Annotated in this window: 10 protein-coding genes and 2 tRNA genes; 7 read left to right on the top strand and 5 right to left on the bottom strand. The window is 56.3% G+C overall.

From position 1 onward, the window contains the following. The first annotated feature begins 564 nt into the window (after positions 1 to 564). The 3 genes from DND132_RS11105 to DND132_RS11095 all read left to right on the top strand — a co-directional run bounded on the left by DND132_RS11105 (position 565) and on the right by DND132_RS11095 (position 5,957). Complete coding sequence (locus DND132_RS11105; protein WP_014322836.1) at positions 565 to 2,037, top strand: SEFIR domain-containing protein; 1,473 nt, start codon at positions 565 to 567, stop codon at positions 2,035 to 2,037. 10 nt (positions 2,038 to 2,047) lie between these two features. Beyond that, complete coding sequence (locus DND132_RS11100; protein ID WP_014322835.1) at positions 2,048 to 5,227, top strand: type I restriction endonuclease subunit R; 3,180 nt, start codon at positions 2,048 to 2,050, stop codon at positions 5,225 to 5,227. 76 nt (positions 5,228 to 5,303) lie between these two features. Next, entirely contained in the window at positions 5,304 to 5,957 is a 654-nt protein-coding gene (locus DND132_RS11095; protein ID WP_050813971.1) for a M48 family metallopeptidase, read from the top strand. Positions 5,958 to 5,979: 22 nt separating this feature from the next. On the opposite strand, the gene DND132_RS11090 is transcribed toward DND132_RS11095, so the two are convergent. The 3 genes from DND132_RS11090 to DND132_RS18300 all read right to left on the bottom strand — a co-directional run bounded on the left by DND132_RS11090 (position 5,980) and on the right by DND132_RS18300 (position 7,848). Then, positions 5,980 to 6,708, bottom strand: coding sequence for a DNA-methyltransferase (locus DND132_RS11090; RefSeq protein WP_014322833.1), 729 nt, complete (start codon positions 6,706 to 6,708; stop codon positions 5,980 to 5,982). Continuing rightward, positions 6,705 to 7,193 carry a helix-turn-helix domain-containing protein gene (locus tag DND132_RS17700; protein WP_014322832.1) on the bottom strand — a complete coding sequence of 163 codons (489 nt, stop codon included), beginning with the start codon at positions 7,191 to 7,193 and terminating at the stop codon, positions 6,705 to 6,707. Before DND132_RS17700 ends, DND132_RS11090 begins: the two co-directional genes overlap by 4 nt. 172 nt (positions 7,194 to 7,365) lie before the next feature. Further along, positions 7,366 to 7,848: a hypothetical protein gene (locus DND132_RS18300; RefSeq protein WP_148266984.1), complete on the bottom strand. Its 483-nt coding sequence runs from the start codon at positions 7,846 to 7,848 to the stop codon at positions 7,366 to 7,368. 316 nt (positions 7,849 to 8,164) lie between these two features. On the opposite strand from DND132_RS18300, the gene DND132_RS11080 reads away from it, so the two are divergent. The 3 genes from DND132_RS11080 (at position 8,165) to DND132_RS11070 (ending at position 10,651) form a co-directional block, all read left to right on the top strand. Then, the gene (locus tag DND132_RS11080; RefSeq protein WP_014322831.1) at positions 8,165 to 9,124 is read left to right on the top strand and encodes an integrase domain-containing protein; all 960 of its coding nucleotides are present in this window, start codon (positions 8,165 to 8,167) and stop codon (positions 9,122 to 9,124) included. A 139-nt stretch (positions 9,125 to 9,263) separates the two neighbouring features. Then, a complete protein-coding gene (locus DND132_RS18930; RefSeq protein ID WP_190275280.1) occupies positions 9,264 to 9,536 on the top strand; it encodes a helix-turn-helix domain-containing protein in 273 nt (90 codons plus the stop codon). Positions 9,537 to 9,565: 29 nt separating this feature from the next. Beyond that, positions 9,566 to 10,651, top strand: a complete 1,086-nt coding sequence (locus tag DND132_RS11070; RefSeq protein WP_014322829.1) for a site-specific integrase — start codon at positions 9,566 to 9,568, stop codon at positions 10,649 to 10,651. Positions 10,652 to 10,736: 85 nt separating this feature from the next. On the opposite strand, the gene DND132_RS11065 is transcribed toward DND132_RS11070, so the two are convergent. Then, positions 10,737 to 10,812 (bottom strand) — tRNA-Glu (locus DND132_RS11065). 6 nt (positions 10,813 to 10,818) lie between these two features. Further along, positions 10,819 to 10,894 (bottom strand) — tRNA-Lys (locus DND132_RS11060). 200 nt (positions 10,895 to 11,094) lie between these two features. Here DND132_RS11060 and DND132_RS11055 point away from each other — a divergent pair. Further along, on the top strand, positions 11,095 to 12,360 hold the full coding sequence (locus tag DND132_RS11055; RefSeq protein ID WP_014322828.1) for a phenylacetate--CoA ligase family protein: 1,266 nt from the start codon (positions 11,095 to 11,097) through the stop codon (positions 12,358 to 12,360). The last annotated feature ends 330 nt before the right edge of the window (positions 12,361 to 12,690 follow it).

Genomic DNA, 12,690 nt, shown 5'->3' with positions numbered 1-12,690 from the left:
AGGAGAAGGGAAATGATTGAAGTCCACAAGAAAAGCGGCCTGATGCTGGAACCATCAGACCGCCCTTGAGGTCAACCTGCTCGAACACGAGCCGTTGCAGGTTCATCGGACCTCCGCCATAAGCGTGCGCGGAGCATACATAATGGTCCGGTATAGTTCAAGACGGCTCATTCATCTGTTTAAGGGAAAAACATGTCTATAACTATTGCAGGCTACCCAGCGGAGGGACCATACACCTCGACTGATGATCTAGAAGACCGCTCGGGGGTATATACGATCCTGACGCGCAAAGATGCGACCGAGAAATGGACAGTTCTGGATGTTGGAGAATCGAAAGGACTTAAGTCTCGTGTCGAAACTCACGATCGTGCTGGGTGTTGGAGCCGTCACAGCCGGGGGATATTGGGATGTGCCCCTCACTACACCCCGAACAAGCAGCAAGCCGGGCGTAAAGAAATCGAACAGGCTATTCGAGCGAAATATAACCCGGCCTGTGGAGAACGATAGAATGAATGGCCGGGAGGGCCTCCTTCCCGGCCTCGTTTATAACAATACGGTGCAAGCATGAGCAATATCGAAAATTCCGTCCCCAAAGTGTTTATTTCCTATAGCTGGACAACCCCCGATTACGAATCACAAGTCGTTGCTCTTGCGGAGCGGCTTGTCGAGATGGGCGTCGATGTTGTGCTGGATAAATGGGACCTTGTAGAAGGTGCGGACGTCAACAAATACATGGAGCAGATGAGGGCGGACGCTAATATTTCCAAGGTCCTTATGCTCTGTGACAAAGCCTATGCGGAGAAAGCCGATAGCCGCAAAGGCGGGGTTGGAACGGAAACGCTTATCATCACCCCGGAGATTTACGGTCAAACAGATCCCGCAAGCAAGGATCAAAGATATATCCCGATTATAATGGAACGGGATGAACAGGGCCACGCGTGCTGCCCGATATTTCTTTCTGGTAGAAGTTATATCGATATGTCCACCCCTGATTTGTTTGAGAAGGGATTTGAACAGTTGCTACGGGCGATCTTCAACAAGCCGGTTTTTAAAAAGCCGGAATTGGGAAAACCGCCTGCGTATATTCTTAGTGACGAAGAAATCACTCTCGGAAGTACCTCGAAGCAACGAGCTGCCATGACGGCGCTTCAATCTGGGAAAGCAAATGCTCTTGGGGCCTGCAGGGACTATTTCGATACGGTTATCGAGAACCTTGAGCGTTTTCGGGTTGAGCCTGAAGGTGATGGGGAACTGGACGATCGCTTGGTGCGGAGCATCGAGATGCTGGAAGAACCCAAAAACGAATTGGTTGAATTTTTCGCAACCTTAATTCGATATGTCCCTGCTCAGCAGGCTGGAGAGACTCTTCGTCGGTTCATTGAAAGGCTTTATCCGTTTACCCAGTGGCCCGATGACGGAAGGCATCAATGGGTGGAAATTGCTGCCGACAATTACCGATTTTTTCTTCATGAGTTGTTCTTATGCGCCGTTGCCATTGCCTTGAAGGAAGAACGCTTTGAAGTGGTTCCCGAATTGGTACAGGATTTCTATTTCGTCGGTCGGCTTAGCTCCAATGAACACCCTATGAAGTCGTACACTCGCTATCGACCATATCTCGGGGGGCTCAATGATGTGCGAAATGCCCGCCTTGAATTGAATAGGAGATCAATTCATGCCGACATGTTAAAAAGTCGGGCCGACATGTGCCCGTCCTTAAGCTTTTACCATCTGATGCAGGCAGATTTTTTCTTATATCTGCATAGCTATCTTCACGGCAGAGAAGAGGGACATCTGTGGTACCCTATTTCGTTGCTATATATAGGGTACAGGAGTGCGCCCTTTGAAGTCTTTGCGCGATCCCAATCTACGGCTTATTTTGAAAGAATGAAGGTGGCGTTAGGCGTAGAGTCTAAAGTCCCTTTGGTTGAATTGTGTGGGGAATTTGCCACCGGGAAAATTGAACCGCCAAAATGGGGGTTCGAATCGTTTAGCCCTGCATATTTGATAACCATAGACGCGTTGTGTACGAAACCTTGAGAGATCACCAATGAATAGCATCGATTTCAAGGAATACACCGCATCTCACGCCCCTGCCCTGATCTTGCTGGAACAGCTCGGTTACGAATATGTTCCGCCCATCAAGGCCCTGGCCATGCGTGGGGGACGCAAGTCCATGCCGGTCCTGCTGGACGTGTTGGAAGCCCGGTTGCGGGAGATGAATTCCATCACCTTCAAGGGGCAGAGGCACGAGTTTTCGGATGCCAATATCGCGCGTGCCGTTCGGGAAATCGCCCAGGTGCCGTTTGACAGTCTGATCGCCACCAGCGAACAGGTCTATGACCTGCTCACCCTGGGCATCAGCCTGGAACAGACCATCGACGGGTCCGTGAAAAGCCATTCCCTGAAATATATCGATTGGGAACACCCGGAAAACAACGTCTACCACATGTGCGACGAATTCGAGTTCGAGCGGCGCCATTCCGATGCCGTGCGCCGGCCGGACATCGTGCTGTTCGTCAACGGCATTCCCGTGGCCATCATCGAGTGCAAGCGGCCCGACCAGCGCGGGGCCATCAAGGAAGGCATCAGCCAGCACCTGCGCAACCAGCGGGTCACGGAAATCCCGGAGTTGTACATCTACAGCCAGATATTGCTTTCAATCAGCCAGAATCGGGCCATGTACGCCACCACGGACACGGATGCGAAGTTCTGGTCGATCTGGAAGGAAGAGGACGCTGACGGCCAAAACGAAGCCCTGGACGCCATCGTCAACGCACCCTTGGCCGAAGCGCAACGGTTCCGGCTCATGGCCGAGGCCACGGACGAACAGCGGGAAGCCCTGACACGTATCCTCACTTCCGGGCATCGCACCCCCACGCCGCAAGACAAGACCCTGCATTCCCTCCTGCGCCCGGAGCGGCTCCTGGAACTCATATACGGTTTCATCATCTACGACAGCCGCATCAAGAAAATCGCCCGCTACCAGCAATATTTCGCGGTCAAGGCCACGGTGGATCGGGTCACCGACGTCAAGGGCGACAGCCGCCGCCGGGGCGGGGTCATCTGGCACACCACGGGATCGGGCAAGTCCCTGACCATGGTCATGCTCGCCAAGGCCCTGGCGCTCGACCCCCGCATCAAGAATCCCAAGGTGGTCATCGTCACCGACCGCATCGACCTGGACAACCAGATTTCCAAGACCTTCAAGGCGTGCGGCAAGGACGTGGTCCAAGCCCGGACCGGGGAACACCTGCTCAAGCTCATTGCCGGGGAACGCGCCTCCATCGTCACCACCATCATCGATAAGTTCGAGACCGTGGCCAACAAGCGCACCAAGGACGAGGACCGGAACATTTTCGTGCTGGTGGACGAAAGCCATCGCAGCCAATACGGCCAGAGCCATGCCAAGATGCGCGTGGTCTTCCCCAACGCCTGTTATATCGGCTTCACGGGTACTCCACTCCTGAAGAAAGAGAAGAGCACGGCCGACCAGTTCGGCGGCTTCATCCACAAGTACACCATGAACCAGGCTGTCCAGGATCGGGCCGTGGCCCCGCTCAGGTACGAAGGCCGCATGAGCGAACTGCACGGGGACGATGCCGAACTGGACAAGTGGTTTGATCGTATTACCGAAGGGCTGACTCCCGAGCAGAAACGCGACCTCAAAAAGAAGTTCAGGCAGGCCGAGCAGCTCTTTTCCGCCGAGTCGCGGATTGCCGAAGTCGCTTATGACATCGCCCAGCATTTCAAGCAGTTTTGCAAGGGAACCGGCAAGAAAGCCCAGTTCGCGGTTGCCAGCCGCCCGGCGGCTCTGGCCTACCTTCGGTGTTTCGAGGAACAGGACGAAGTCTCCGTGGCCGTGGTCATGTCTTCCCCCGACAGCCGAGAGGGCAACACCTCCACCGATGAATTCAAGATACCCGAGGTGCAGGTGTTCTGGAACGACATGATGCGCCGGTATGGCAACGAGAAGCAGTATCTCGAAAGCATCATCAACGCCTTCAACCACAATGACGACCCCGAAATCCTGATCGTCATCGACAAGCTTTTAACCGGGTTCGACGCGCCCCGGAACAGCGTCCTTTACCTGGACAAGAACCTCAAGGAGCACAACATCCTTCAGGCCATCGCCCGGGTGAACCGTTTGTGGGACGGCAAGGATTACGGCTTGGTTGTGGATTACCGGGGCATCTTCGGGGCCTTGAATGAAGCCATCGACACCTATGCCGCCCTGGAAAAGGAAGGGTTCGACCGGGCCGACATCGAGAATACCATTCTCGACGTCAGCGGCGAGATCGAACAACTTAAGGCCAGGCACGCTAATGTCTGGGAGATTTTCAAGGAAGTCGGGAACAAGGTGGACATCGAGGCCATGCAACTGGCTCTGGAGCCGGAAGACATCCGGGAGCGGTTTTACGATGCCCTGCGCCTCTTTGCCAACACCCTGCAACTGGCGCTGAGCAGCGCGCGGTTTCTAGACAATACGCCCGAAAAGACGATCCGCCGGTACAAGGCCGATTTGAAGGATTTCCTAAACCTTCGCAACGCCGTCAAGCGTCGGTTTGGCGAGGCCGTGGATTACTCGGCCTACGAGCAGCAGCTCAAGAACATGGTCAGCAAGCACATCGGAGCGGATGCCGTGCAGGAGGTGGTCGCCCCGGTGGATATCTTTGCCGTGGACGCCTTCGAGCAACAGTTGGAGCTGATCCAGGGGGATGCCGCCAAGGCCGACCACATCGCGGCCCGGGTGAAGAAAACGATCACCGTCCGAATGGACGAGGACCCGGTCCTCTTCAAGCGTCTGTCGGAAATCATCAACGAAACCATCAGCAGCCATCGTGCGCACCGGCTTTCCGATGCCGAATATCTCGGCAAGATGCGGGGACTGCTGGATGACTTGCAACAGGGGGAACGTGGCAACCTGCCGCCGTCCCTCAAGGGCAAGGACGAAGCCGCCGTTTACTTCGGAATCCTGGGGGAAATGCTGGAGGGGCAGATCGCCGAAGCTTCCTTGCCCCAGATGGCGATATCCATAGACGACGCCGTAACATCCAGGAAAATCAGGGATTGGAGCGACAATATTGATATTGTCAACGAAATGAAGAACGATATTGAAGACGTTTTGTATGACGCTTCGGAATCATCCGGTGTGACATTTCCCGGCGAAGTGATAGATGCTGTCATCGATAAATTGATTCTTGTTGCCAAGAGACGTGACCTTGCCTGATTTGCCAGCCCGCGGTTCCGTACATTACGGGACCACCAGAATCGATTACTCCATCCGGCCAGCGACCAGGAAGACCTTGGCCATCCATGTCTTCCCCGATGGTACCGTCGTCACGGATACGCCTCGGACGGCAACTGTCGATGAGATAGCGGCCAAGGTAAAAAGCCGGGGAGCTTGGGTCCTCAAGCAGCAGAGGATATTCGCGGCTTATCCCCCGGCCATCCCGGCCAGGCGATATGTCTCCGGCGAGGAAGTCAGGTATCTGGGACGGCAATATCGGTTGAAGCTGTTGGTTGGCCACGAACGTTCAGCCAAGCTCAAAGGAGCGCATCTGGAAGTGACCCTCCTGGCCCAGGATGGCGCAGATGTGGCCAAGAAACTGGTGGATGCGTGGCTTCGTGATCGGGCGGATGCGATTTTCCATTCCCTGGTGGGATCGTGCCTGGAGAGAACTTCCGGGATGGGCGTGAAAACCGTTCCGGAGTGGCGAATGCTTCGGATGCGAAAACGTTGGGGAAGCTGTACCAATAGCGGTACGATCATCCTGAACCCTGAGCTTGTCGCAGCGCCGAAGGATTGCATCGAGTACGTGATTTTCCACGAACTTTGCCATTTGCGCGTCAGGAACCACTCGGCAGCGTTTTATCGCCTGTTGTCCCGAGTCGTCCCAAAATGGGAACATCTTAGGATGAAGTTGAATAGGGCAGTCGAGCTTCGTCTCGAATATTAATTCGGCTTGTTGGTGTTTGGCCTTACTCTTCCCCTAAAATCCTGTCCCATGCAGCGATGTGGTTTCGGAAGCCGTACTCGACCATCTCGAATTTTCTACCCAAATTTTTGGCTGCGACCCCGAGCGTTCCGGTGCCTGCGAAGGGATCAAAAATGGTGTCGCCTTCTTTGCTCAATGCGGTAACCAGCGTTTCGATTACCGACAATTTTTTTTGCGTTGGGTGAAGGGTCTTTTCGCCCTTCTTGGTTGACCATTCCTCATCGGGGTCAGGCATCATCCGTTCATTCCCTGATGTTTTTCCAGCGACCACATAATTTTTATAGCGGCCTTCCTTGTCGAAATATGAATTTTCTGAGCACACATGCAGCCCGAGTTCGAAGCTCTCCTGAAACATCCCCTTGTTGGTGCTTCGCGAATCCGGTTTGCACCAAGCATACTTGCGCAACTTGGTAAAATAGCGGGAAAGCTCCCGATACCAATCGCCGAATTGAAAATCCGAGCAGAATACAAAGACATTGCCGCCAGGTTTCAGAACGCGATAGAATTGGTAGGCTAGAACGTCGGTCCGAAGCTTTTTGCAATCCCAATCCTTGCCAGCGATACCGATCTCGAAAGGCGGGTCCGTGATTATGGCCTCGTACCGGTGGGAAGGACAATTCTCCAAAAAAAGGAACGCGTCATCGTTGTGGATGTCGCCGTCATCGGACGACGAGGTTACCCCCAGGTGGTCTTGTTTCCGTAGATCAATCACGAGTCACCTGCCACCGGTTTTCCATACGTCGGCTTTTGGTTTTCCAAAATGAATTCCCGCATTCGTTGAAGCGATTTTGAACTCAGCCCAGGGTTGAGAACTTTGCGCCGCTTGGCTCGTTCTTTGGGATTTGCAATCGTGTGGCAACGGTTGGCGGCATTAGCCATTTCCGGGTCATTCTCCAGTATGCTCATCAGCGCTCGATATGTGTCATTGTGCATGGTGACGAGAACGATTCGAACGAACTCCGGCACAGGAAGATCATAGGCAAGGGAGAAGTCCAGTACCCGATCCAGTGGAATCGAAGCGTCCCCCTTTTCGATCTGGGATATGAACGAGTTGGAGACCCCCAACTTCTGGGCCACCCACCGCAAAGGCTTGCCCTGAGTCTCCCGGACAATCTTCAGATAAAGCCCCACTTCTTCCTTCAACAATTGTTCCGGAGTCTTCACAGGGGTGAGGTCAACGACGCTGTCTTCAGTCATGATTAATCAACTGCCTTGTTAACATAATTAAGTAATTAGTTGCTTAGTTAAGATAATAAATAAGTTAATTACCAATAGCAAGAGGGTTGTCGCTTTTTTGGGTGGATGCGTGAGCGCGGACCACGGGATAGCCCCTGAGCCGGATTCAAAATCGAGTTAACCAACCACATCATCAACAGTGGTAAGTAACTTGTCTATTAATTAGATTAAGTAATAAGTTAGTAAACAGCAGCAAGAAGTTTGTTACTGTTTTTGGGATGGATGCGAGAGCAAGGGCCAGGGAATATCCCTTGAGCCGGAGTCGAAACCGCCATCCCTCTCGCCGTCGCCTGCGGTAATCACGACGCAAGTAAAGTCGTCGGGGCAAGGCCGGATCGCGAAGCGTCCGCCCGAAGGGCTTGGCCTTGCCTCGGCGGCTGCTTGCGTCACGCTCGCGAAAAAAACGGCGGGAGGTGAAGAAATCGTCCCGCCGGAGCTTGCGCGAAGATTTCGCGGCGTCATATGGTGGGGCATATCCACCGGATAATTCCGTAACCAAAAGGAGGTGAGACGCATTGACGCGCGTCATAAGTTCGTGACGAAGTCCGAACTGATGACGCATGAAGAAGCCTTGAGCTTCAACGATCCACGCGCCGTTTTCCAAACAAACGGCCATTTCAGAATCCAAACACGCAGGCTGTAACGCAGCACCCGCCGATGGTGGAATGGCAAGTATCTACGCTTGTCATTGCCGCACTTCCCCTACGGCTGCCATTCTATCCGCAAGACGTATGCGCTTGCGGGGCAGCACCCCTTATTGACTGGGTCTTCCGGAATCTTCTTCCAATGGGAAACGGGCATTCATTCTTCCCTTAGCTGGTGATGCGTGGCGGGTTTACCGCCACAGGCAGGTCTTTCCCGGATAACGGGAAAAGTCCGACCTGCTTGGCCCCGGGGCGCTGCCCCGAACCTTTAACGGAAGGAGAATTCCAATGGGAAAATCCGACAGCCTCAAGTTTGCGGCGAACCGGGCAACCTTGTCCGGGCCAAAATCGAAACAACACCGAATCCGCCAGACGGCCCGCCATTTCGTCGATGTTTTGCGCCAGGCGAACATGGGGGTCGAGAAGTGGACCAAGGTGACAAACAGGCACTTCCAGAGCGTGGCGGATACCATGCGTGCGGACGGCGTGGGCGACGGCAGGATTGCCGAAGTCTTCACCGCTGCCCGCCACGTCTGCCGAGCCTACGAGAACGACAATATCAGCAATAGCAACGCGACCTTCGGGGTGCGGCGCGGCTCCATCGCCAATCAGGCGTCCCGCGCGGTCATCCCGGATATGGTTAAAGAATCCCTGGCCAGCATGCGGAACGACGCGTCGTTCCGGCATGCCGGCCGGGCGGCGGCTCAGATCGAGCTGATGTATGAGCTCGGGCTGCGTCGGGAAGAATCAGCCAAGCTGGACCTGCCCAACGATTGGGACCGGGAAAACCATAGCCTTCTCGTTCAGTACGGGACAAAGGGCGGCAGGCCTCGGACCCTGCATGGTCTGTCCCGGCAACAGGAAGCGGCTCTTGAACGAGCCGAGGAATACGTGTCCCCCTCCAACAGGAAGGGTATTCACAACCTCATGCCCGAGGGCATGGGCGACAACTGGCTGCACCGGCTGGACTATGCGGCCAGGAAACACGGCCTTGCCGGTAAGAATGCCGGAGGAACCTTGCACGGTCTTCGGCACGAAAGGTTTCATCAAATGTATGTGAATCACGCGGGCTTTGAGCCGCCCAACCAGCACGAGAGCGTGCAGGTGTTCCAGGAGGCAGCCCAGGCAACGGTCGGGGACGAATGGCCCCGGCTCGACAACGAAGCGCGAGACGCCATCGAGGAAGCGGCAGGGCATTCCCCCGGTCGCCGTGACATATCGAACGCCTATCTGGGCAGTTCCTATTAGATGCGGCCCCGCCATTTCCCGGCGGGGTCGTTTTTTTATTCTTTTCCCCCTCCAGCCGTTTGACTTTGCGCATGCCGGGAGTGTTGAACTGGTGTGTTGAGCGTCAGGATGTCCGGCTCGACGAAACCGGTTGAAGGTCGTGAACGTGGATGATGTGTTGACGGTTAAACAAGTTGCCCAGCTTTTGGGAATTTCCGAAAGCCTTGTCAGGCGTCGCGATATGAAGGTCCGCCTGAAGGCCTTCATTGTCGGGTCGCGTGGAATCCGGTTTCGCCGGGAACACGTGGACGCCTACGAGGCACGGAACACAGTGGGAGCATCGGATCAGCCAGACGATATCCCCATGCCTAAAAAGCGGCAGCGGAAGAATTTGACCGACAAACACAAGCTATGGCAGCGTGAATCCCGGTAAGCGGCCTTCCCTATTAAGGAGAAAGGACAATGCCTTATAAGGAAGGAAAACGGTGGCGTGGGGCCGTGCGGTACACACCCACCGACGGGTCGCGGCAGATCAGGCGCACCCAGCTCTTTGACAAAATGAAAGACGCGGAAAAATGGGAAAACAAGACCCGAGAAGCCTTGGAGCTCGCCGATGCGGAAAAACGAAAGGACATGCATCGCGTGGGCCTGGAAGTCCTGGTCGGGGATTGGGCGAATGCCTACATGGATTACGCCACGGCCACATGGTCCAAGGGAAGCTGCTCGGACAAGCGCCTTGCGTTTCGACGGTTGTTCGAAATGACGGCAAGACCGACACAGCTGGTTCATGAGATCAGCCCTGTGGTGGCCCTGAACCACCTGAGTCGGCTCAAGCAGCAGACCACGGGGAACACGGCCAATCGGGACCGGAAAAACCTTGCCGCCGCCTGGAAGTGGGGTGCGCGGTATCTGGGAATGGACAAGACGAATCCGTTCCGATCCGTGGACAAGTTCCCAGAGCAGCGCCACCCGAGGTGGGTTCCGCCCCTTGAGGACTTCCGCAAGGTCGTGGATGCGGCAACGCCCTTGCAACGGCAACTGCTTCTGCTGGCGTTCCACACGGCTGCCCGCCGGGGCGAATTGTGGAAGCTCAAGTGCTCGGAAGTCAATCTGGCCACGGGCATGATCGGTTTCTGGACCAACAAGCGCAGAAGCGGGAATGCCGAGTTCGACGAGCTGCCCATTTCCGACATGCTCAGGGCGCACCTGGCGGAATGGATGCTGATGTCCAGGGACGAGGAACTGGTGTTCGGAAGCCGGTTCGAAGGCCTTCTGGACATCAACAACCGTTGGCTGCGGCGGCTGTGTGCCGATGTCGGCGTGAGGAACTTCGGTTATCACGGAATCCGCCACCTGTCCGCCAGCATCGCCATCCATAACGGGGCGACCATCGTGGAAGTGCAGCAGTTGCTTCGTCACAAGTCCATTGCGACGACCCAGCGATACATCCACAAGGTCAAGAAAAGCACCGGCGCGGTGGATGCCTTGGATGCGGCCTGGCGGAATGACGGGGACAGGGAATCGCCCGCCCTGAAGTTGGTCCGGTGATGCTGACGTGGCGCTCGAGCCACGCGGACGAGCCACGTAAACAAGAAACGGGTTACGGCATTCACCGTAACCCGTTGATTTGTCTTGGCGTCCCCAAGGGGGTTTGAACCCCTGTTGCCGGCGTGAGAGGCCGGAGTCCTAGGCCACTAGACGATGGGGACGCATTCTGGTGGGTCGTACTGGGCTCGAACCAGTGACTCTCTGCTTAAAAGGCAGATACTCTACCAACTGAGTTAACGACCCATGACCCTTCAGGGAAGGTATGAGTATCCATTTGGGATTGTGGTGTCAAGCATATTCTGCAACTTGCGGGAGATGTAATTTTGTCCTTGCAACTGATCGGAATATCTGTAAATTTAAAGTTTTTCTTGCAAAAATATTCTGCCGTGTTATAGTCCCGCTCCCCGTTCAAAACGGGTATCAAGCCACCAAGGAGCACACATATGACACGAAAAGACCGCACCGAGGGAATCTATTCCCGCCGCGAGGTGCTCGACGAGTCCGAGCGCAGGCAGTACTGCCAGTTGCAGCTGAAGGAGCTGCTCTCCTACGCCTACCGTTACTCCGAGGACGTCAAGAAGCGGTTCGACCGCGCCCAGTTCAACGTGGACAAGTTCCGCACCCTGAACGACCTGAAGCATATCCCCATCATCAAGAAAAAGGAACTCATCTTTCTCCAGTCCATGGGCCCCCGCCTCGGCGGGTTGCTGACCAAGGACCTGGGCGAGCTGCAGCGCGTGTTCCTTTCCCCCGGTCCGATCTTCGACCCCGAGGACCGCTCCGAGGACTACTGGGGCTGGACCGAAGGCTTCTACGCCGCGGGCTTCCGCTCCGGCGACCTGGCCCAGATCACCTTCAACTACCACCTCGCGCCCGCGGGCCTCATGTTCGAGGAACCCCTGCGCAACCTGTCCTGCGCCGTGGTGCCCGCCGGGCCCGGCAACACCAACTCCCAGATCGAGATCATGCAGAAGCTGCGCGTCACCGGCTACGTGGGCACGCCCAGCTACCTCATGCACCTGGCCCAGAAGGCCGAGGAAGCGGGCCTGTCCCTGCGCAAGGACCTGTTCCTCGAAGTGGCCTTCGTCACCGGCGAAAAGTTCTCCGAGAAGATGCGCTCCACCCTGGAAAAGAAGTTCGACTGCATCATGCGCCAGGGCTACGGCACCGCCGACGTGGGCTGCATCGGCTACGAATGCTTCCACAAGTCCGGCCTGCACCTGTCCAACCGCGCCTACGTGGAAATCTGCCACCCCGACACCGGCATCCCGCTCAAGGACGGCGAGGTCGGCGAGATCGTGGTCACCGCCTTCAACCGCACCTACCCGCTCATCCGCCTGGCCACCGGCGACCTCGGCTACCTGGACCGCGCCCCGTGCGCCTGCGGCCGCACCTCCCCGCGCCTGGGCGGCATCGTCGGTCGCGTGGACACCACCGCCCGCATCAAGGGCATGTTCGTCTACCCCCACCAGGTCGAGCAGGTCATGGCCCGGTTCGAAGAGGTCAAGCGCTGGCAGATCGAAGTCACCAACCCCGGCGGCATCGACGAGATGATCCTGTCCATCGAGGCGGGCCAGTTCAACCAGGAGGACGAACTCCTCCACCTCTTCCGCGAAAAGATCAAACTGCGCCCCATCCTCAAGGTCCTCGCCCCCGGCACCCTGCCCCCGCAGATCCGCCCCATCGAAGACAAACGCACCTGGGACTAACCGCGCACTGACGCTATCAATAAAACCCCGCCCGACGGCCAAGCCGTCGGGCGGGGGTTTTTTTTTGATGCCTACGAATGAGGACAGCAGCGATCGGCCAGGGGGGAACTTTGGGGAAAAGTTTCCCCCCTGGACCCCCCTTCCAAACTTTTTGTCGCCGCGTTCGCGGGGTCGGTCGCGGTGGGCCGTGCGGTTTTCGCGAACAGGTTTCCCGACCCGTTGATATCTTCGCCAATTCGCACGGTCCCCCGATTCCCGCCCCGCGAAGCGGCGCCAAAAAGTTTAGGAAGGGAGAGGGGATGGGGGGTCCGGGGGAAGGGGAGAGGGGAA

This window comes from Pseudodesulfovibrio mercurii, assembly GCF_000189295.2.
Lineage (GTDB): Bacteria > Desulfobacterota > Desulfovibrionia > Desulfovibrionales > Desulfovibrionaceae > Pseudodesulfovibrio > Pseudodesulfovibrio mercurii.
This window is presented reverse-complemented; position numbering and strand designations above follow the sequence as displayed.

Excerpts from the sequence above, each read along its gene's own strand:
- DND132_RS17700 (WP_014322832.1), bottom strand. The coding sequence starts at position 7,193 with ATGACTGAAGACAGCGTCGTTGACCTCACCCCTGTGAAGACTCCGGAA.
- DND132_RS11055 (WP_014322828.1), top strand. The coding sequence starts at position 11,095 with ATGACACGAAAAGACCGCACCGAGGGAATCTATTCCCGCCGCGAGGTG.
- DND132_RS11100 (WP_014322835.1), top strand. The coding sequence starts at position 2,048 with ATGAATAGCATCGATTTCAAGGAATACACCGCATCTCACGCCCCTGCC.
- DND132_RS11070 (WP_014322829.1), top strand. The coding sequence starts at position 9,566 with ATGCCTTATAAGGAAGGAAAACGGTGGCGTGGGGCCGTGCGGTACACA.
- DND132_RS11080 (WP_014322831.1), top strand. The coding sequence starts at position 8,165 with ATGGGAAAATCCGACAGCCTCAAGTTTGCGGCGAACCGGGCAACCTTG.
- DND132_RS18300 (WP_148266984.1), bottom strand. The coding sequence starts at position 7,848 with ATGGCCGTTTGTTTGGAAAACGGCGCGTGGATCGTTGAAGCTCAAGGC.
- DND132_RS11105 (WP_014322836.1), top strand. The coding sequence starts at position 565 with ATGAGCAATATCGAAAATTCCGTCCCCAAAGTGTTTATTTCCTATAGC.